Here is a 20,336-nt window from a genome sequence, read left to right on the forward strand (position 1 = left end):
CGGGCACGTCAGAACTGCATCGATTGGAAACCGTGAAGATACCCAGCCAGCGGTAAACTGTAAACTTGCCGTACCGAATGAAAGGCCGCAGCAAAGTCGTAAAAAACAGGACGAAAAAGCTGAATTGGTCGCCTCGTCCACTCACAGGCCGCGGACCGAGGCTAACGAATCAACCTGTTAGAAGAAAAACTTCGAGATCCGCCCGACATCCATCACGGTCACGAAAATCATCAGGCCAAGGATGAAGAACAGGCCACCGTAGGTCAGCAGGATTTCCACTTTCTCGGTGACCGGTCGTCGAAACAGTCCCTCGTACGCAAGGAACATCATGTGACCGCCGTCGAGAACCGGAATCGGAAGGAAGTTCACGATCGCGAGGTTAGCGCTGAGCAATGTCAGGAAAAGCAACAGTCGACTGGTGCCCTGGGATGCCTCTGACGTCGCCGCCACGGCAATCATCCCCGGTCCGCCCATGTTGGTGACCGACAGCTTTCCGGTAACCAGTTTCTTCAGGAACCGCCATACTCGGCTGGCATCATTTCTAACCTGCTTGGCTCCGTTGCTGAACGCGTCCGACCAGGTTGGTGACTGGTAGTGCCATTGCAATCCGGTTAGCGAAAACCCTCGCATCGCCAGGTAGTGACGATCGGATTTCGTTGACTTGATCGTGACCGATTTGATCGTTTCACCACTTTTGAAATCGATCGCGAACTCAGTGCCAGCCGGCAGTTTCTGGACCATCTCAAAGATCTCGGCAAAGCTGGTGTCTTCCAGCTCCACTTCCTTCTCGTGCATCTTCTCAAACCATTTTTCTTTTTGGTCCGCTTCGGAGAGAAGGTAAGTCACCTTGACGATTTGATCGCCCGATTTGATTCCTGATTGAGCCAGTTTGCTGGTCGGATCAATGTTGCCAACGCGATCGGATACTTTGACCGCGATGCCGATTGAATCGATAGCCAGCACGCCGATCGATCCAACGCTGGACATCGACTTCGAGGGAACCGGAGTCACCTTCACCGATGTCTCCTGCCCTGCCCTCTTGATCAAAAACTCAAGCTCGCCACCACCTTCGGCAAGATGACGGCTCATTTCAAAATCGAACGTCAGCGGGCCGATATCTTCCAAGCCAACGACAGAGAGAATCTCGTCGCCTTTCTCAAAAACTCCATCCGCCGGCGAACCTGTTTGGATCGCGGCAACGGTTCCCCACTCGATTCCGAATCCAATTTCACGAGCCGGATTGTGGTCGATCGAAACTTTGATCTGGTCTTTGGTTTCGCTTTCCTTTTCACCCGTCGTTCGCTCAACAAGCAACTCAACCGGTTCGGAAGCGTTGACGTACATTTGCTGGCGAAGCATTGCGACGCGATCAATTTTCGTGCCGTTGATTTCAAGGATCACATCGCCCTTTTTCAGCGGCGGACTCGCGTTCATCGCGGGATTGCCCGGAATTGCATCGTCGGAACCGACTTCCGCGATCATCTGCGGTCCCAGCCCCAGCAGTGGAAGGTCGGGCATGTCGCGTCGCATCCCTTTGCGAGCAGTAACGGCAACCGTCGTCGCTTCGTCAGCTCCGTCACGCTTGAGATCGAATTCAACGGGGCCCTCGTCAGCCGAGAAGATGATCTCTTGAGCCATGTCGCCCCAAGTGAAATAGCGATCTTTCTTCACCGGTTCATCGCCGACCCGTGTGAGTTCCGATCCAGCCAGGTTTTGTTCCCAGGCCGGTCCGCCGCCGACGACCGAGCCAATCGATGCAGGATCGTAGTCCACGCCAAACTTGAACGCCAACGCTGCGAACAGAATGGCAAAGATCAAGTTGAAGATAACGCCCGCAGAAATGATCGCCATTCGCTGTGGAACTGTTTTGGCGCGATAGCTTCTTGGGTCAAGCTCATTGCGGTCGACGTACCCAGCGCTTTCGGCCTGGCCATCGTCGCCGCGAGAACGTTGGATTTCGCGCTCGATGTTGCCCGGGTTATCGTCCTGCCCCAGCATCTTTACGTATCCGCCGAACGGAACCATGCCGATGCCGTATTCCGTTTCGCCAATCTGTTTGCGAAACAGCGCGGCTGGCAAAATCTGGCGACCAAAAATTTTGATTGGAACGTCAAAGCCGACATAGAATTTTTCGCACTTCACGCCGCATGCTTTGGCCACCAGGAAGTGTCCCAGTTCGTGAACGAAGATCACGAACCCGAGGCCCAGAACGACTTGAGCGATCGCCCACCAGGTTGAAAGCTGCAACCAATAACTTACGTCGTCGGCAGCGAGTACGATCAGACTGAAATCCACTTAGCTAACTCCTGGCGAGCCCACTGGTCGCAAGCCATAAGCTGCTCCAGATTCGGATCCGCGATAAAATCGTGTTGTTCCAAAATTTCCTGACACGCGATCGCAATGTCAGTGAACGAAAGTTCTCTTTTTAAAAACGCAGCCACGGCAGATTCGTTCGCTGCATTCAAAACAGCTCCCGACGTCCCACCTCTGGCCGCGACATCAAATCCCAGTTTCAAAGCCGGAAACCGGTCCGTGTCCGGCGGTATAAACTCCAGCGTCTGCGGTCGACTCAAATCCAGCGGCGGACTGACTCCCGCGATTCGGTCGGGCCATGTCAACGCGTACTGAATCGGCAACCGCATATCCGGCGGACTCAGCTGAGCAACCGTCGAATGGTCGACGAATTCAACCATCGAGTGCACGATCGATTGAGGGTGCACCACGACTTCGATTTTGGCAGCCGGCAAATCAAATAGCCACCTGGCTTCGATGACTTCCAGCGCCTTGTTCATCATGGTCGCCGAATCGACCGATATTTTATCACCCATCTGCCATGTCGGATGCGCCAATGCTTGCTCAACGGTGACAGTTTTCAACTCAGAATCCGAAAAATCCCGGAACGGCCCGCCGCTGGCCGTCAGCACGATTCGGGACACCTCGTTCGGCTGACCGGACTGTAAAGCCTGAAAAACGGCACTGTGTTCGCTGTCTACGGGCAGGATTCGGCTGCCGCTGCTGGCCGCCATCGCCGTGATCAGGGAGCCCGCGACGACCAGCGACTCCTTGTTCGCGAGAGCCACGGTTTTGCCAGCTTCTACTGCTGCCATCGTGCCTGGCAGCCCCGCGATTCCCACGATCGCCGCCACGACGACGTCGACTTCCGGAGCAGACGCGATCTGGGCGATGTGGTGAGAACCGACAAGAAGCTCGGTCCCTGCCGGCAGATCTCCGAAGTCAAAACCGTCGGCCGCGGATTGGCTGGTCGCTACGACGAATTTCGGCTGAAACTCTTTCGCGGCTTCCACGAGCGACTCCAGCGCCGAATGCCCGGACATCGCGAAAACCGACATCCCGTCAGTCTGCCGCACAACGTCCAGCGTGCTTTGGCCGATGCTGCCTGTGACGCCAAGAATGCTGATTCGTTTCGGTTGGGTCATTCAGCAAGCCGGTGGTTGGGGCGGGATTTATGTTGCGTCGAGGCAACGTGTTTCAATATATCAACAAAGTCCTCCGAAACTCTGTTGGGAAAAAGCATCGCTCGCTGGCGGCAAACTGGCTTCTGAGAGAGCAGGAAATTTTACGAAACGGTGGAATCTCCACAAGATGAACGTTTCATGAGGGTTATTTGTCGCGGTTTCGTGAAGCATAACGCTATCGCGGCGCGGTGACGCTTTACTGCATTTCGCAGAGCGATACCATTGAGTCCACTCTGACTGGCGCGGGATCTGCATCCTTTGTTCAGGGCTTGGTGACCGCTTCGTGCTGTTGCCGCCATTCTGGAGCACTTACCTACGGGCAAAACGAGAACATGGATCAAAACTCAAAACGACCTTCCGAACCCAAAAATAGCTCGACGACGTGGTTTGCACTGATCATCGTCGCTTCCCTCGCCGTATGCCTGTTTCTGGTTCTTTCGCAGAATCGAAAGACGCTCACGTTCAGTCAATTCGAAGCTCTGGTTGCTGAAACGAAATATGTCGACAGCTTTTCCGAAGAGCTCGAAGACGGATACAGCGGCAAGATAACCATCAAAACAAAGGGCCGAACCGAGCGAGAGTTCGTGGTTGAAAAGCCCAATGACCTGAAAATCAGCGACACCGAGATTCAGGGAACCTGCTTTTACTACGAGAAAGCCAAATCGATTGACGGCGAACCGTACGGAACGCGTACGAACTTCACCGTTGTGAAAAGTGATTCTGATTCGGCGCCGTCGATCAACGAGCAACTGGCCTCGAGCAACATTCGCTGGCAATTTCTCAAACCATCGTTCTTCGAAGAGTACGGCGGCTTGCTGTTGCTGATGGCTCTGACCTTGGGCTTGTTTTACTTTATGATCCGTCGACTCGGCGGAGCCGGTGGGCCGATGCAGTTCGGTCGTAGTCGCGGAAAGCTGTACGCCGAAGAAGACCTTGGGGTCAGCTTTTCTGACGTGGCCGGAATCGACGAAGCGGTCGAAGAAGTCCGTGAGGTCGTCGACTTTCTCAAGTCCCCCGAAAAGTATCAGCGGCTGGGCGGAAAGATTCCTTGCGGCGTGCTGCTCGTTGGACCTCCCGGAACCGGGAAAACGCTGCTGGCGAAAGCCATCGCTGGCGAAGCTGACGTTCCATTCTACAGCCTCTCCGGAAGTGACTTTGTGGAAATGTTCGTCGGCGTCGGTGCAGCGCGTGTTCGAGACATGTTTCAACAGGCTGAAGCCAAGGCTCCCTGTATCATTTTCATCGACGAGCTGGACGCGCTTGGGAAAACACGTGGCGGCCAACCCGTCGGCGGTCACGACGAACGCGAACAAACGCTCAACGCGTTGCTCGTTGAGATGGACGGATTTTCCTCCAACAGCGGCGTGATCGTGATGGCGGCAACCAACCGCCCTGAAACACTCGACCAGGCGTTGATGCGTCCAGGTCGCTTTGATCGCCACGTTCTGGTCGATCGGCCTGACGTTCGCGGACGCGAAGAAATCCTCAAAGTTCACGTCAAGAACGTGAAGCTGGATCCAAATGTTGACTTGAAGAAAGTCGCTGCGATCAGCCCCGGGTTCGGCGGTGCGGAACTGGCCAATCTGGTCAATGAAGCCGCGTTGTTGGCGGCTCGAAAAGAACAGAACTCCGTCGTGATGGAAAACTTCAACGAAGCCGTCGAACGTGTGACTGCCGGTTTGGAGAAAAAACAGCGGGTGATGAACACGGAAGAAAAACAACGCGTTGCGTACCACGAAGCCGGACACGCGTTGGTGGCTTATGTGCTTCCGAACACCAACCCGGTCCACAAAGTCTCAATCATCCCACGCGGTCTGGCAGCGCTCGGTTACACCATGCAGCGTCCAACCGAGGATCGTTACTTGATGACCAAGAGTGAGCTCGAGAGTGAGTTGCAGATTCTGGTCGCGGGAACGATGGCTGAAGAGTTGGTCTATAAAGATATCTCAACGGGAGCCTCGAACGATTTGGAACGAGCCACTGATATCGCTCGCGGTATGGTGACGCGATATGGCATGAGCTCGCTGGGCCGAGTCAATTTCCAGCCGGATCGCAGCAGTCCGTTCCTCGCCGGTTCAGGCGGTTCGGTCGGAGGTCAACTTTATAGCGAAGTCACGGCGCGGGAGATTGATCAGGAGGTCAGCCGCATCATCGAAGAGGCGGTCGAGAAAGTTCGCGATACGCTCAAGGTCCGTAAGCAGGCTTTGGTCGCACTTACCGAACGATTGATCGAAGTCGAGTCCGTTGATTCGGAGGAACTGAAGAGCATCATGGATGAAAACTCTCCAGGTCCGCTGTTGGTTCCAGGGACCAACGTCAAATCCGAAACGGAAGCAGAGCCTGATCAGAACGATGAGGAACATGGGACTGACCTCAACGCGGCTCAATAGATAGCCGAACGATTTGGCAATCAAACTCCACCCGAAAGGCCGGTAGCTCCATATGCTGCCGGCCTTTCGCTATTCGCGGTTCTGGCACCCGAACGGATCGCCTCGGTTTTGTCGCATGCCGGTATAAGCGTGCGGCTCGTAGCTGCTTTTCTCATTGTATTCACCTGGCGATCAAATAGGATCAAACGAACCCATCCCGTGAATACCGCCTGGAAAAAACCATGAAGATGCTTTCGAACTTGACTTGTGTTGGCCTGATTTTGATTTCGACCGCTGTCGCTTCGGCGCAAACCGGTGGCTTCTCAGAGATCAATTTCGAACGCGTCGCTGACGGACTTAGTCGTCCAATCTTTGCAACTTCGGCTCCCGGAGATCCAGACCGATTGTTTGTTGTCGAGCAACATTCGGCGGATATCAAAATTCTGGATCTGGCAACGAACACGGTGACTGGCACGTTCCTCGATTTGCCGAACGGTGTGACGACTGGAAACGAACAGGGACTGTTAGGTCTGGCGTTCCATCCTGACTATGCCAGCAACGGACTTTTCTACGTCAACTACACGAACAGCAATGGTGACACGCAAGTCCAGGAGTATTCTCGACTCAACGCGAATCAGGCGGACACGAGCTCAGCAAGAAACATTCTTTCGATCGACCAACCGTTCTCCAATCACAACGGAGGCTGGATGGGATTTGGCCAGGATAACCTTCTTTATGTTGGAACCGGCGATGGAGGAAGTGCCAACGATCCGCTAGGCAACTCGCAGGATATTACCAACAACCTGTTAGGCAAGATGTTGCGGATCGACGTCAATGGAGACGACTTTGCCGCCGATGCGAATCGAAATTATGCCATCCCGAATAGTAATCCGTTCGTGGGGCAAACAGGAGACGATGAAATTTTCGCCTACGGTTTGCGGAATCCCTGGCGGAGCAGTTTTGATCGCCAAACCGGAGATTTGTGGATCGGAGACGTTGGGCAAAATGCCCGCGAAGAAATCAATGTGTTGCTAAACGGAACCAGCGGACAGAACTATGGCTGGCGTGACCGTGAAGGAACCGTCGGCAGCGCGTTGGCCGGCGCAATTGATCCGATCTATGACTACTCTCACGGTAGCGGCGACTTGCAAGGATTCTCGGTCACCGGCGGCTACGTTTATCGCGGACCGATCGAAGCGCTCGACGGACACTATTTCTTCGCGGACTTCGTGACGGACAATCTGTGGTCGATGAAACTTGACGGAACCGACGAAACGCTTTTCGACGGCACGAATTTCAGTGACTTTGTTAACTGGACGGACCTGATCAGCACGGATTTTGGAACCGTGAACAACATTTCTTCGTTCGCCGAAGACGGAAACGGCAACCTGTACATCGTCGGTCTCGACGGGGAGATTTTCCGTTTGGTATCGGTTCCAGAACCGGCCTCCGGATTGATCCTGTTGGGCCTTGGCGGATTGATGGCGATGCGTCGGCGAAGATGAATGTTATGATGTCTGTTCAATGAACGACTGACATTATTCGGATCCGTGATGAACAACCGACGCAACTTTCTTGCCGCGACGGCAGCTTCGGCTGCACTTTTGAGTACGACCACAGCCCGCATCTTTGCGGCTGACCCGCCGGTGCGGACCGAGCCATCGATGATGAAGCTCAGCCTCGCCGCGTACAGTTTCAACAGCCTGTACGCGCGTCGCGGAACGCTTGAGCAAATTGCTGCGGCGAAAATGTCGCTGGAGAAATTCATTACTTATTGCGCACAGCAAGGCTTGGGTGCGGCGGAACTGACGGGATACTACTTTCCCAAAGACGTGACGCCCGAGTATCTGGCCTCAATCAAGCAACTGACTCATCGGCTGGGCATCGACATTTCGGGTACTGCGATCGGCAACAACTTTTGCTTGCCCGACGGCGAAGCGCGGGAGGCTCAGCTTGCGATGTGCCGCGACTGGATCGACTACGCCGCGATGATGGGTGCGCCTGTGATTCGCATCTTTGCCGGCAATAAATCGAAAGACGATACCGAGGAAGTCGCAATCGATCGTTGCGTTGCGGGAATAAATCAGAGCCTCGAATATGCGGCGACCAAGGGCGTTTTTCTGGCACTGGAAAACCATGGCGGCATCACTGCGACGCCCAAACAAATGCTCAAGATCATTGATAAAGTCGACGACTCGCCGTGGTTCGGCGTGAATTTTGACAGCGGAAATTTCCGTACGGACGATCCGTATCGCGACCTTGCAACGATCGCACCCTACGCGGTCAACGCCCAGATCAAAGTTGCCGTTTCACCCAACAATGCCGGCAAGCAACCTGCAGACATTCCTCGTGTCATCAAGATCCTCAAAGATGCCAAATATCGTGGCTATGTGACGTTGGAGTTTGAAGAACAGAAACCGTTCGAGGAAATTCCAAAGTATCTGGATCAGCTACGCGAGTTGATCGGGTGACAACGCGAATTAGAAAGTCTCTTTCGTTGTCTCAGCAAGGTCTGCCTGCATCATCATGCCTGAACCGCTGAGACGCTTTAAGACTTCGCCTTCTTGCAGCCAAATCGCTTCGCCGTAACCGTTGTACACAAGCCTCAGTTCGGGATCGGACTGCGCCCATTCGATCAGCCATCGTGGTGTGTGCTCGGTATGGTCGACCAAAAAGATCTTGATGTTTGGCGTGCGGTTATTCCACCGCCAGTCTCTGACGAATTCATCGACTTCCCTTTGGCCCAGAACCGAATTGGCTGACCAGCGTTGTTCGTAAGGAAAATCGTTTCATCAAATCACGGAACTCAATTCCTTCAACTGCTCTTCATCCAAACTCCAGCCCATTGCCCCGGCTGTATCTTCAATCTGCCAGGGCCGTTTGGCACCGCAGAGTACCGAGGTGATTCCCGGGCGATGCATGCACCAGTTCACGACAACCTGAGCCACCGTTTTGTCATGCTTACTCGCAATCAGGTCCAGCTTGTCCAGCAACAGTTGGGCTCGCTCAAAGTTCTCGCCTTGAAAAACTTCGTAGGACAGTCGCTTGTCATTTGGATCGAATTTGAAATCGCGACGGATCTTTCCGGCAAGCAATCCCTTCATCAAAGGCCAGTAATTCATCACTGAGACATTGTTTTCCAAACACCACGGAATCACTTCATCCTCAAGCCCACGCTGCAGCATGTTGTATCGGTTCTGCACGGCAGAGATGGGGCAGACTTCATTGAAACGCTTGAGCTCATCAAGTTTGAAGTTCGAAGCGCCAACACTGCGGATCTTTCCGGACTCCAGCAACTTCACGAACGCCGTCGCACTTTCTTCGACCGGCACGTTGGGGTCTGGCGAATGCAGATAGTACAAGTCAATCGTTTCGATGTTCATTCGCTGAAGACTGATTTCGCATTCCTTGACGATTCGATCCGGCGACGCGTCGTTGTGGCGGACGATATCGCTATCCCAGTGAATCCCTCCCTTGGTCGCGATCACGACATCGTCGCGGCAATCCGCGATGACTTCTCCGATCAGTTGTTCACTTTTTCCATCAGCTCCGTAGCAAAATGCCGAATCCAAAAAGTTGATGCCAGAATCGATCGCAGCGCGAACCGTGGCTCGAGAATCGTCGTCGTTAACATTCAGGCTGGTCATACCGGAAATCGGCCAACATCCCATCGCCACAGGCGAGACAAAGATTCCGGACTTTCCAATTTCGCGTTTCGTCTCACTCATCATAGATTTCCAATTCGTGTTTTGTTGTCGCCAACCCGCACTTGCGAGCTTCCTGCGAAAGTACTGCCAAAGCCTTGCGGCCGACCTCGCCCAAATCGACCGTCCAGTCGTTCACATACAGCTCCACATGCTTCATCAGCACATCGTCATCAAACTCGGCCGCGTTCTTTCTCATCGTTGGTAGCGCCGCGTCTGGATTGGCGTTTGAAAACTCAATCGATTCCCGAATCACCGCCTGGACTTTCGTCACCGTATCACGATCGAGAGATTTACTGGCCAGAATCCCTCCAAGTGGCAACGGCGAATCGGTTTCGTTCTCCCAGCGTGTGCCAAGGTCTTCGACGAGCGACAATCCGTTTTCTTCCCAGGTAAAACGCCCTTCGTGAATACAAACGCCAAAGTCAGCGGTCTGGTTTTTCAGCCTCGGCATGATATCTGAAAACAGTTCCTGCTCAACGTTTGCGTCGCCGTAGAACAGTCGAAAAAGCATGGTCGCCGTTGTGTGAGTTCCGGGGCAAAGCGTAACCGAATCGACTTTGATCACAGGCGTTTGATTCGGTTGGGCAGACAGAAGCAGTGGTCCGACGCCGAATCCGAGTGCCGATCCGCTCGGCAGCACCCACATTGAATCGGCCAGCAGCACAGCCGCGTGAAAGCTGGCTTTGGCAACATCGAAGGAGCCCGCAAACAGACCGTCATTGAGTTGTTGGATGTCGAGCAACCGGATTTCAAAATCGAGGCCTCGCCAATCCACAAGGCGATTCATCAGAGCATGAAACGCGAACGTGTCGTTGGGGCAGGTGGAGATTGCCAGTCTAATTTTTGGGTCGTTCAAATCTTCGTCCGGTTGAGGTGCGTAAGCTTTCAGGATCTGACCGCATTTCACTGCATGACTTTATCGGACATCTCCAGTACGTCCACATGTGGAAGCCTATGCCGCCGAAGTCCACTTGTTTACCAACGCTGCCGCGGCAACAAGTGCTTCGTCGATTTTCCAATTCCCTTTCGCACGATCGCCAGCCACGTTCGAGATGCCGCGAATCGCCGTTAGAGGAACGTTTGCGACCGCCGCCGCGAAGGCAACGGCAAAAGTCTCCATGTCTTCTGCAATCGCGCCGGGAAATCGTTCGCAGCGAGAATCTGCTTGAGCCTGCGACCCGGAAGCCGCGCAAACGGTCAGCAACGATCCTGCTCCGCTGCCTCCAACCAAATCAAGCCTCGCCCCGATCGTTCCCCAAAAGTTCCAACCCATCGACTGAGCCGACTCGAATTCTTCGCCCGAACCGGCTCCGATGCCATCGATCAAGACGTCAGAGAAAACAGATGCCTGGCCGACCGATAGAGAATCGCCAATCGCGCCTGCGATCCCGGTTAGTAATATCGCCGTCGGCTGCACCTGCTGGATCAGTGTCGCCGTCCTGGCCGCAGCAGCAATCGGCCCGAAACCGCAAACGGCGACTTCCACGTTCTCGTTGTCCAAATGGTTCAGGTGCGGACGAAGCTTGTTCAGCTCAAACTCGGTCGGCACCAACAGCAGAATCTTACTCATCGCAGGCTCATTCTCCGCCACGATTCTGTTCCGCAGCACGCATCCCGAACAGCAGCGATTCCGCTCGCTGCCATCTTGCCGATTCGCGACCTCCCAGATAACTGGCCAAAGTCGCCACGCACAACATCGCGACGCACCACAATCCGGCACGGCGAACCAGCCCTGATTCAAGGCCAAGGAACTGCGGAATGAAGCCGCCGCCGTCGCCAACGATCAAACCCGTCGAAAGGATTCCGAACGTCATCGCAATGGCCAACATCGCAAACGAAACCGCTCGCAGCGAAGCCCAATCTGGAACCTGGACCAGAAAGACCGCGTACACGATGTGCAACAGCGCGGCGAAAATCTGTAGATAAATCCAACGCGGCAACGGTTCGACAACGTCCATCGAACTCCAGCGATACCAGTAGATTGCTGCCGGGACGACATTCACGATTGCCACGCCAACCAGGCAGGCCGCGAGAAAACGAGCCAGCACGACACGGTCGTCATGCGATTTTCGAAAACGGGACTCCCATCGATTCTGTTCTGATTCCGGATGAATGTCGAAATCGATCATGGATCAGGACTTCTTTCCGCTACCGTTCGTTTCTTCCGCCCGGGCAAGGTTAAAGATGTGATCGATGTAGTCGAGTGCCGAATGGTCAGACAAATAGTCGATACGAAAGCGACGCAGTTCTCGAAAGAATCCCTGCAGTCGATCGCTGACACGTTTCCATCCGGAAAGCTTCACGTGCCGTCCGTTGCGGTCGATGTACTGCTCCTGACCATTGTGTCGGTAGCCCATGAAAACGGGAGGAACACGCGTCACGATGTCGTTATTGTTGACCCAACGATTGTGCTGAAGCTCCACATGCGAAACGTAGCGTTTGCATCCGATTCGCGGGCTGCCGTAGGTGTAAAGTTCTTCGGGGTCGCTTTCGATGTAAGACAGAATGCAGCGAGCCGCACAGATGTTGGCCATGGCGCCGCCCAGTGAATGGCCGCAAAACCACAGCGGTTTTTTGTTCTCTTCGAGCGCCTCTTCGATGTAGGGCCAGATCCGATCGACTTCGGCTTTGAATCCGCGATGGACTTTGCCCACCGTTTCGGCGATCGCAGTCAACGCATTGGCGTCCGCTTTGATGTCTTCCCATTCGTGTGGCTCGGTACCGCGGCAGACCACAACGCTGTCCCATTCGTTGTGGAACCAATACGCCTGAGCGCCTTCGGTGTCAAAATACTTCCCGTTTGTGAAGCCAAGTTTTCCTGCCGCGATATTGCATTCCTCGATCGAGAGATACGAAATCATGGCGACTTCCGCAAACAGCACCGACCGGCGGAGAAAGGAAAGCTCCGAAATTGGTCCCGTGAGCTTTGATTTGAAGACAAAGTCCTCTGCGGATTTGTCGCCGACGTTTTGCAGGCCCTTGTCCTGTTGCTTTTTCGTTTCCGTTGCCATGTTGCAGTTAGATAAGAGTACCGCGATCTGTTCGGCGGCGATTATAGCAAATCAGTCTCGCATGGTAGTGCCGATTTGGTCAGGCGGTGGCAAAGCCGTCTGCTTGAGTCCGCATCTGACGGCGTGAGCAAAAAGGCTCACCAGCACGGTCCCTTGATCACGCTTTGGGTTGTGAATCTTGACTGGAGCCCTTAGCTTGATTGGAAGACACGAACCAATCGAGGCTGAACTTCATCATGCAAATCAAGATCATCCACTGTCCGACCTGACAGTCTTACGTTCCAAAGGTGGCGAGTTACGCTGCCACGATTAAGGACGCGTTCGGCATTGAACCTGAAATTGAAACGGGTTCGCGAGGTCAGTTTGATGTCCTTGTTGACGGTAAGACCGTCGTTTCGCGTAAAGGCGGTTTGATGGCACTGTTGCTTCGCAAGCCCTGGCCCGATCGCGCAGAAGTCGTCAACTCTATTGAGGCAAATTCTTGACAACGATCAGGCGATCACATCCTTGATTACCTCTCCGTGCACGTTAGTCAATCGCCGTTCAAGCCCGTTGTGATAGAACGTCAGCCTTTCGTGATCCAGTCCCATCAGGTGTAGCAGCGTCGCATTGAAGTCGTAAACCGATCGCTTGTTCACCGTTGCCTTGAATCCGAACTCGTCGCTTTCGCCGAAACTAAAACCACGCTTGACGCCGGCACCGGTCATGAAGCAGGTGAACGCGTCCGGATTATGATCGCGCCCCGTGCCGTTAGCTTGCAGGAACGGCATGCGACCGAACTCCGTCGCCCAAACGACGAGCGTGTTCTCCAGCAAACCGCGTTGCTTCATGTCCGCGATCAACGCTGCCGTTGGCTGATCCATAATCTCCGCCTGCATCGCATGCGTTTCCTTGATCTTTGAATGCGAATCCCAATTCGTGATGCCGTTGCCTCCCGCCGGATCGCTGCCGTTGAAAAGCTGCACGACGCGAACACCTTTCTCGATCAAGCGACGGGCAAGGATGCAGTTCTTGGCATACTCCTTCTTCAAGTCCGTTCCCTGATCGACACCGTATGCCGTCAGCGTGGCTTGTGTCTCGCCAGAAATGTCCATGACTTCCGGCACCGAAGTCTGCATCCGTCCCGCCAGTTCATAGCTGGCGATTCGGCCCGCCAGGTTTGCATCGCCAGGATACTTCTCCAAGTGATTGGCGTTGAGTCGTTGCAGCAGATCCGTTGTTCTGCGATCAGTATTGCCGGTATAAGCTTTGGGTCTGAACAGGTTTGCCGGCGGATTCTTGGCGTTGAAGTCCGTTCCCTGAAAAGCCGCGGGCAGGAATCCGCTGCCGAAATTGTTCTTGCCGCTCCGCGCCAGACCGCGAGGATCATTGATCGCGACAAACGCCGGCAGTTCCTGATTCTCCGTACCGAGCGCGTAGGTTACCCAAGCCCCAAACGAAGGAAAGCCCTCCATCGTGAAGCCAGTGTTCATGAAGTTTTCGCCCTGAGGATGAGCACTCGTCTCGGTGTGCAGCGAGTGGATGAAGCAAAAATCGTCCACCATTTCGGCAAGGTGCGGCAGCAAATCCGAAACCATTTTTCCGGTTTCGCCGCGCGGTTTGAAATCCCAGAAAGGTTTGGCAATGTTTCCCGACGGTCCCTCAAAGGTCACTGCCGGCATGCCCGGCGGTTTCTTGCCGTGCATCTTCGTGAGGCCAGGCTTGTAGTCGAACGTGTCGATGTGACTGACGGCTCCTGGGCAGTAAATCACCAGCACCTGTTTTGCCGGTGCTTCGAAGTGAGCCGCGCGAGACGCGTACGGATCGTTGGCTTTAAACTGCGGACGGATCGGAGTCTTGCCGCTGACAGTTTTCGCGTCGTCGTTGGCGAGCAAGCCTTCGCTGGCGAGAATGCTGGTCAGACCCAGTCCGAGCGTCGAGAGCCCGGCTGTTTGGATGAAGCCACGGCGGTTGAGCAAACTGCGTCCGTGGAGAGATAGTTTTTCTGGGTTCATGTGATTTGCCCTGGGTGGTTGGAAATGCTTTTTTGTTTTGTTGGCGGCAAGCCGTTGGCGGCTGTGTTTCCGAAGGTTCGCAGTCGCCTACGACTTGCCGTTAAACGAGTCAGTCGCCTGCTGCTCGCCGTCAAACGAAACAATCGCCTATGGCTAGTCGTTAAACGAAGCAGTTGCCTGCGGCTAAACATTCGGTCGCTTATGGCAGGAACGCAAATTCATTGGAGTTGATCAGAGCCCGACACACGATTGCGAGGCTCTCTTCTTTTACAATGCTGGAACAGAAAGTCAGTTCATCATCGGTTGGTTCACGATTGAGAATCAACTCAAAGCAACGCTTCACCGCCGCGGACTCGCTGTCTGATTCCGAGACTGCCCGATCGGCGATCAGATTCGATTGTTGAACAACGAAATCGCTGTTCATCAAGTTCAGAGCTTGCAGCGGCGTTGTCGAAACTGGACGGCGGGCTTTGATCTGACCACAGTCCGGGAAATCAAATGCCGTGAAGTTCCTGTCATCGACGCGTCGCATCCTTTCCTGATAAAGCAACCGTCGCCAGGTTTTATTGCTGAAGTTGTCGACGACTTCCCATTGAGCGTAGCGTTCTTTAACGTTGTGAATTCGGTAGCTGCGTCCGCCGATCGAGTCGTCCAGCTTCGCCGAAGCCTGCAAAATCGAATCACGGATCACTTCGGCCTCCACACGCTTCGGCGGATATCGCCACAACAACGTGGCTCCTGCGTCGACCGCGAGGCAATCCGCCCGCGGCAAACTTTGCTGGCGAAAGGCGTGCGACAGGACCATTTTTCGGATCATGTGTTTTGTCGACCAGGGCTGTCCGTCAGTCGGTTCAACAAACTCGTTGGCCAGCCAGTCCAACAGTTCCGGGTGCGAAGGCGGAGCCCCTGCTTTGCCAAAATCGCTGGTTGTCGGAACGATGCCCTGACCGAAAACGTGATGCCAGATTCGATTGACCATCACACGCGACGTTAGCGGATGTTCTTTACTCGCCAGCCATTCAGCGAACGCGGCGCGACGCTGCTGTCCATTGGCCTCTGCGTCGATGCCAAGATCTCCATTGAGTTCCGTCAGCCCGGAAGGGTAAACTTCGTCGCCCAAATTTTCGGGACTGCCGCGACGGAGTACGTGCGTTTTACCAGGCTCAACGAACCGGGCGACAAAGCTGGGCTTGGGGCCTTCTTCGGCCAGAATTCCCAGCAAACGCTGAATCTCGGCGAGTGCTTCGGCACGCTCGGGTTTGGACTTGTTTTGGATAGCGACGAATTTCGAATGAGCAACCTGTTTCCATTCGCCATCACCGGTTTTCAGCTTCAAAATGTACTCGCCGAAGTTCTTGGGATTCAGACCTTTGAGATAATCGGTCTCCATTGAATCTTCACGGTTCGTGCTGATCCGCATTCTGTCGACGGACTTTGCGGAACCAAATTCAAACTCAAGCCATGGACGCTCCTTTGAGCCTTTCCCTGATTTGACTCTCCATGCCATCGTGCCGTACAACCCATCATTGAGAACGTGAAACTCCTTGATCTCTTTGAGGTTTTCGTTTTGCGTGACCGTGACGGATTGGTTCTTGTGAACCAAATTTTGGTCGCCCTGTTTTGTGCCAAAGAACTCAATCTCATCGATACCAATATTCGGCCAGAGAAACTCAATGCGAATCGCCGTCGCTTCCGTGGGGTAAAAGTGTAACTCGTCGTAGCCCAGAGATGACTCGATCCACGGACCTGTTTTGCGAATGATGTCACGCTGCCTCGCAATCTTCGGCCAAATCTCATCTGCCCGTTTTCGTCGCGGGTGGTCCTCCCTGTACTCTGGAAAACGACTGCCGAATTCTACATCCTCGAAAGCGGCAGTCATCGCATAGTAGTCGTTGATCGAAATCGGATCGAACTTGTGATTGTGACAGCGAGCACACCCGATCGTGACTCCCATCATTGAGGCGCCGACCGTTTGCATGACTTCGTCCATACGATCCGCGCGCGCCTGCCGTTGGGCTGACGGTTCACGTCCGACGGTGGCTGCAGGAACGTGAGGACCAGCAACCAGGAATCCAGTCGCGTCGCCGATACCCATCGTGTCGCCAGCAATCTGCTCGCGAATGAACTGGTCGTACGGTTTGTCTTCGTTGAAAGCCCGAATCACGTAGTCACGATAGATCCAAGCGTTCTTGCGATACATGTTGCTCTCGGAACCATTCGTTTCCGCCCAGCGAATCACATCCAGCCAGTGTTGCGCCCAGCGTTCTCCAAAATGCGGCGACCCGAGAAGCCGTTCAACGAGGCCTTCGTAGGCCCGGTCGGCATCATCTGAGTACGCCTGTTGGAAAGCACTCACTTCTGCCGGAGTCGGTGGCAAGCCTGTCAATACGATCGAGGCGCGACGAATCAGCGTACGCGGATCGGCTTCGGCTGACGGCGAAATCGACCTGAATTCGAGCTTGGCTTGCAGGAAGGCATCGACCTCGTTCCGCCGCGGAAACGTGGACTCGACTTCGGGAACTTTGGGGCGCGTTACGGGTTGGAACGACCAATGGTTGGACTTTTCTCGCGTGACTTCGGCGTCCATTTGACCCGGCCAGATCGCACCTTCCACGACCCAACGTTTTAGCAATTCGATTTTCGTGTCATCCAGCTTTTCATCCGGCGGCATTGCCAAGTCTTCGTCCTCGTAAGACACGACATGGATCAACATGCTTTTCGCGACGTCGCCTGGCACGATCGCTGGTTCGCCATAGTCGCCGCCCCTTAGCAACGCTACGCGACTGTCAACGCGAAACCCGGACTCGGCATCGTCGGGGCCATGACAATCGATGCAGGATTCTTCGAAGATCGGCATGATGTCACGCTCGAAGTCGATCTCTTCCGCAAGAAGAATTGACTGCATCGCCAGTGCGACGATGACAAAGATTAGGTTAAGTTTCATTGGGTTGGCGTGGTTGAACAGGGGCAGTCTTGCTCCGCAGAATTAGGCTGCGTAGACGTAGTCTTCGCGTTTTGAGGCAACGATCGGTTACTTGGATTTGCGAATCTGGGCCATCAATCGTTCGCTCAGCCGGTTTGTGATTTCCGGATACTTGTCCGCGACGTTGGATGTTTCATGTGGGTCGGCTTCATGATCATATAGCTCAACAAAAACAGGCTCCGCATCTCGATCGCGATAGTCTCGCCAGGAAACCAGGCGGTAGCGATCCGTTCGCATCGTGTAACCCATCAGGTGTTCTTCGAAAAGTTCACGGTTCCATTTGTCACCCTGCTGTTTGATGATTTTCTTCTCGACTTGATTGATCAGCGGACCAAAAAATGTCTCACGCATGCCCACCGAGAGGGGATTAGCGGCCCACTCTCGCAAAGCCGGATTCGGATACTGGCTGAACGCTGCGTCCTTCCATTTTTGAGTCGGATCGTCAAGCAGCGGAACGAAGCTCTTGCCTTCCAGATGTTTTGGCAGCGAAATTCCTGCCAGTTCACACAGTGTCGGATAAATGTCGACCAGTTCCACCAACGCGTCCGTTTTCTGACCGCGAACTTGCATGTCCGGAGTCCAGATCATCATCGGTACACGGGTCGCGATCTCGTAATTGGTCGCTTTACCCCACACGCCCATGTCGCCGAGATGCCAGCCATGGTCGCTCCAGATGATGATGATCGTATCGTCGCGCAGACCTTGCTCTTCCAGTACGTCCAGCAGAATTCCGATCTGAGCATCGACGTAGCTGACTGACGCAAGGTAAGCATGCTTCAGCGTGCGCGAAAGCTCTTCGTCGAGCGGTCCTTCTTTCGGGATACCGGCACGAACCCGCAGTTCGAACGACGCGTGCAAACCCATCGCGGCACCCCCATCAGGACTTTCCGATTCCGTCGCCATTGGGATTTTCGCTCGATCGTACATGTCCCAATACTTCTTGGGCGCAACCCAATTGAGATGTGGCAACTTGTAACCCATCGCCAGAAAGAAAGGCTTTGACTTGTCCGCCGCCAACACCTTCATTGCTTCAATCGCACGCAAAGTGTTGTGACCATCCACGTAAGTCTCATCCGACACGTCGGCACTCTCGTACGCCGGTCCAATGCCGAGCCCTCGCTTTGCGGCCTCGCCGTACTTCTCGAACATCTTCTTGAAGTTTTCATTCCGCGATTTGATGTTTTCCGGCAAAGCATACCCAACCGGTTTCTTGATGCCTTTGATCGATTTCGGACAAGCGTAACTCCATGACCTGCCTTGATCGTCGTCGCCACGATGAAAGATCTTGCCGCTGTAGGCGGCCTCGTAGCCGTTGGCGATAAAGTGCTGCGGCAGCGTTACGACGTCGGGCTGAAGTTCCCGAAGCGAAACGTAATTGTGAAACAACCCGGTCGTTTCAGGCCGCGTGCCCGTCATCAGACTTGCTCGTGAAGGGCGGCAAATCGCCTGCTGACAATATGCTCGATTGAAAAGCAAGCCTTGCGACGCAAGCTTGTTCATCGACGGCGTGACAGCAATCGGCGATCCATAGCAACCAAGCTCAGGTCGCAGATCATCGATCGCGATGAACAGAATGTTTGGCTTTTCAGCCGCGGCAACATTGGGCAGCAGGGCGAAAACAAGCAACAGGAAGCACAAGCTGAATCGATGCGACGTGATCATGAGCTAACTTTTCAGTAGGAGGTGGTAACGCCATCCTAGCAAAAATGGCGCGTGTCCATTTCATGGATTTTGTTGCAGTACCAGTCCAGCCAAACAACCTGACAAGGCAAATTTCGAGCTATCGATTCGACGCTATCGGTGGCCGATGGCAAGTCTGCAGATCAACGCCATCTGCATCGTTTGCAGATTGAGAACCCCGAAGATGATTTCGCTTGCGTAAAAATTTCTGGTCACCGCAGCGAGAAGGTCGATCGCAAAAACGCCAAGGTCCAGCCTGGGCACTGTTTGGCAAACAAGCACCACGCGCCAGCGAGTGAGTCGGAAATTTGGGCGTATACTCACTCGCTGACGCATCGGGCTCGTATTTATCAGGCAGTGCCTGGCTAGTTAGTTCGACGGCTGACCGATACGGTCGAGATACTCAGCGAGTCGAGCCTGGACTTCCACAATCTGCTGCCACATTTCTGCAGTGATTTCGATCGTTTGCTGGCGAGGTTTGACCTCTGCTTCGCTGACGATTTCGCGGACGTGGTGATGAAGAAAGTCGATGACTTCAGAAAGTTGAGCAGCCTGCCCCGGAGAAAGTCGCTCGGGAAGTTTTGGTGGCGTCGACTCAAAGATTGGAACGTCTTCGTGGCCCGAACCGCTGGCCTTGGAACCCGTTGCCGGACCGGACTTTTTCAGACGCTCCTGGATTTCCGCACGAGATCCGTAAACGAGAGTGCTGCGACCAACTGTGATCAGGTCTCCATGGCGTAAAATTTTAAGCTGAATTTCTTCGTTGTTGACTCGTGAGCCGTTTGTGCTGTCCAGGTCCGTTAGCACAAGATCGTCGTGATCCATTTGAATACGCAAATGGACTCGGCTGACGCGTTCGTCGTTCAGTTGAATCGAATTGCCTTCTTCACGACCGATGGTGATCGGAAGCGAGATGTCTTCGTAGATCTCTCCGCGGTTTGCACCGTCGAGCACTCGAAGCGTGATCTTGGTCATTCGTCTGCCTTGTTTTGAGGATCAACGATGACGCATTTGACATGCTCTCGATCGCTCTGGTCCAACGGGTGGGACGCAACGGTGATGCTGGGACTGGAAGGGAAACTGCCTGAAATTCCGATTGCGTTCACTTCCAATACT

The 20,336-nt window shown here is 54.2% G+C and carries 16 protein-coding genes; 4 read left to right on the top strand and 12 right to left on the bottom strand.

The window, feature by feature from the left end:
- Window positions 1-177: 177 nt before the first annotated feature.
- Window positions 178-2,295, bottom strand: coding sequence for a site-2 protease family protein (locus MFFC18_RS03985; protein WP_075085095.1), 2,118 nt, complete (start codon window positions 2,293-2,295; stop codon window positions 178-180).
- Window positions 2,280-3,437, bottom strand: a complete 1,158-nt coding sequence (gene dxr / locus MFFC18_RS03990) for a 1-deoxy-D-xylulose-5-phosphate reductoisomerase (RefSeq protein ID WP_075085094.1) — start codon at window positions 3,435-3,437, stop codon at window positions 2,280-2,282. The genes MFFC18_RS03985 and dxr overlap by 16 nt, the downstream gene beginning before the upstream one ends.
- A gap of 371 nt (window positions 3,438-3,808) precedes the next feature.
- Here dxr and ftsH point away from each other — a divergent pair, with 371 nt between their 5' ends.
- The 3 genes from ftsH to MFFC18_RS04005 all read left to right on the top strand — a co-directional run bounded on the left by ftsH (window position 3,809) and on the right by MFFC18_RS04005 (window position 8,316).
- Complete coding sequence (ftsH, locus tag MFFC18_RS03995) at window positions 3,809-5,866, top strand: ATP-dependent zinc metalloprotease FtsH (protein ID WP_075085093.1); 2,058 nt, start codon at window positions 3,809-3,811, stop codon at window positions 5,864-5,866.
- 221 nt (window positions 5,867-6,087) lie between these two features.
- The gene (locus MFFC18_RS04000) at window positions 6,088-7,350 is read left to right on the top strand and encodes a PQQ-dependent sugar dehydrogenase (protein WP_075085092.1); all 1,263 of its coding nucleotides are present in this window, start codon (window positions 6,088-6,090) and stop codon (window positions 7,348-7,350) included.
- Window positions 7,351-7,398: 48 nt separating this feature from the next.
- On the top strand, window positions 7,399-8,316 hold the full coding sequence (locus MFFC18_RS04005; protein WP_075085091.1) for a sugar phosphate isomerase/epimerase family protein: 918 nt from the start codon (window positions 7,399-7,401) through the stop codon (window positions 8,314-8,316).
- 9 nt (window positions 8,317-8,325) lie between these two features.
- Here the strand turns inward: MFFC18_RS04005 and MFFC18_RS04010 are convergent, their stop codons facing one another.
- The 6 genes from MFFC18_RS04010 to MFFC18_RS04035 form a co-directional block, all read right to left on the bottom strand.
- Window positions 8,326-8,517: a hypothetical protein gene (locus MFFC18_RS04010; protein ID WP_148618624.1), complete on the bottom strand. Its 192-nt coding sequence runs from the start codon at window positions 8,515-8,517 to the stop codon at window positions 8,326-8,328.
- A gap of 120 nt (window positions 8,518-8,637) precedes the next feature.
- Complete coding sequence (locus MFFC18_RS04015; RefSeq protein ID WP_075085090.1) at window positions 8,638-9,573, bottom strand: aldo/keto reductase; 936 nt, start codon at window positions 9,571-9,573, stop codon at window positions 8,638-8,640.
- Window positions 9,566-10,408 (bottom strand): 1,4-dihydroxy-6-naphthoate synthase, encoded by an 843-nt coding sequence (locus tag MFFC18_RS04020; protein WP_238381289.1) that lies wholly within the window; start codon window positions 10,406-10,408, stop codon window positions 9,566-9,568. The genes MFFC18_RS04015 and MFFC18_RS04020 overlap by 8 nt, the downstream gene beginning before the upstream one ends.
- A gap of 96 nt (window positions 10,409-10,504) precedes the next feature.
- Window positions 10,505-11,122: a futalosine hydrolase gene (gene mqnB / locus MFFC18_RS04025; protein ID WP_075085321.1), complete on the bottom strand. Its 618-nt coding sequence runs from the start codon at window positions 11,120-11,122 to the stop codon at window positions 10,505-10,507.
- A gap of 7 nt (window positions 11,123-11,129) precedes the next feature.
- Window positions 11,130-11,681, bottom strand: coding sequence for a hypothetical protein (locus MFFC18_RS04030; protein WP_075085089.1), 552 nt, complete (start codon window positions 11,679-11,681; stop codon window positions 11,130-11,132).
- Between the two features lie 3 nt (window positions 11,682-11,684).
- The gene (locus MFFC18_RS04035; protein WP_075085088.1) at window positions 11,685-12,563 is read right to left on the bottom strand and encodes a lipase family protein; all 879 of its coding nucleotides are present in this window, start codon (window positions 12,561-12,563) and stop codon (window positions 11,685-11,687) included.
- 287 nt (window positions 12,564-12,850) lie between these two features.
- Between MFFC18_RS04035 and MFFC18_RS04040 the strand changes: the two genes are divergently transcribed.
- The gene (locus MFFC18_RS04040) at window positions 12,851-13,048 is read left to right on the top strand and encodes a SelT/SelW/SelH family protein (protein WP_075085087.1); all 198 of its coding nucleotides are present in this window, start codon (window positions 12,851-12,853) and stop codon (window positions 13,046-13,048) included.
- Between the two features lie 6 nt (window positions 13,049-13,054).
- Here the strand turns inward: MFFC18_RS04040 and MFFC18_RS04045 are convergent, their stop codons facing one another.
- The 4 genes from MFFC18_RS04045 to MFFC18_RS04060 form a co-directional block, all read right to left on the bottom strand.
- Complete coding sequence (locus MFFC18_RS04045) at window positions 13,055-14,557, bottom strand: DUF1501 domain-containing protein (protein ID WP_075085086.1); 1,503 nt, start codon at window positions 14,555-14,557, stop codon at window positions 13,055-13,057.
- A 199-nt stretch (window positions 14,558-14,756) separates the two neighbouring features.
- Window positions 14,757-17,501, bottom strand: a complete 2,745-nt coding sequence (locus tag MFFC18_RS04050; protein ID WP_075085085.1) for a PSD1 and planctomycete cytochrome C domain-containing protein — start codon at window positions 17,499-17,501, stop codon at window positions 14,757-14,759.
- An 87-nt stretch (window positions 17,502-17,588) separates the two neighbouring features.
- Window positions 17,589-19,202: a sulfatase gene (locus MFFC18_RS04055; protein ID WP_075085084.1), complete on the bottom strand. Its 1,614-nt coding sequence runs from the start codon at window positions 19,200-19,202 to the stop codon at window positions 17,589-17,591.
- A gap of 387 nt (window positions 19,203-19,589) precedes the next feature.
- Window positions 19,590-20,195: an FHA domain-containing protein gene (locus MFFC18_RS04060; protein WP_075085082.1), complete on the bottom strand. Its 606-nt coding sequence runs from the start codon at window positions 20,193-20,195 to the stop codon at window positions 19,590-19,592.
- Window positions 20,196-20,336: the final 141 nt, after the last annotated feature.

The organism is Mariniblastus fucicola (assembly GCF_008087665.1).
GTDB classification, from domain to species: Bacteria; Planctomycetota; Planctomycetia; order Pirellulales; family Pirellulaceae; genus Mariniblastus; species Mariniblastus fucicola.

Bases quoted from the DNA above. Each gene is read 5' to 3' on its own strand.
- dxr (WP_075085094.1), bottom strand. From the start codon at position 3,437: ATGACCCAACCGAAACGAATCAGCATTCTTGGCGTCACAGGCAGCATC.
- MFFC18_RS04055 (WP_075085084.1), bottom strand. From the start codon at position 19,202: ATGATCACGTCGCATCGATTCAGCTTGTGCTTCCTGTTGCTTGTTTTC.
- MFFC18_RS04005 (WP_075085091.1), top strand. From the start codon at position 7,399: ATGAACAACCGACGCAACTTTCTTGCCGCGACGGCAGCTTCGGCTGCA.
- MFFC18_RS04030 (WP_075085089.1), bottom strand. From the start codon at position 11,681: ATGATCGATTTCGACATTCATCCGGAATCAGAACAGAATCGATGGGAG.
- MFFC18_RS04050 (WP_075085085.1), bottom strand. From the start codon at position 17,501: ATGAAACTTAACCTAATCTTTGTCATCGTCGCACTGGCGATGCAGTCA.
- MFFC18_RS04045 (WP_075085086.1), bottom strand. From the start codon at position 14,557: ATGAACCCAGAAAAACTATCTCTCCACGGACGCAGTTTGCTCAACCGC.
- MFFC18_RS04000 (WP_075085092.1), top strand. From the start codon at position 6,088: ATGAAGATGCTTTCGAACTTGACTTGTGTTGGCCTGATTTTGATTTCG.
- MFFC18_RS04015 (WP_075085090.1), bottom strand. From the start codon at position 9,573: ATGAGTGAGACGAAACGCGAAATTGGAAAGTCCGGAATCTTTGTCTCG.
- MFFC18_RS04060 (WP_075085082.1), bottom strand. From the start codon at position 20,195: ATGACCAAGATCACGCTTCGAGTGCTCGACGGTGCAAACCGCGGAGAG.
- ftsH (WP_075085093.1), top strand. From the start codon at position 3,809: ATGGATCAAAACTCAAAACGACCTTCCGAACCCAAAAATAGCTCGACG.
- MFFC18_RS04035 (WP_075085088.1), bottom strand. From the start codon at position 12,563: ATGGCAACGGAAACGAAAAAGCAACAGGACAAGGGCCTGCAAAACGTC.
- mqnB (WP_075085321.1), bottom strand. From the start codon at position 11,122: ATGAGTAAGATTCTGCTGTTGGTGCCGACCGAGTTTGAGCTGAACAAG.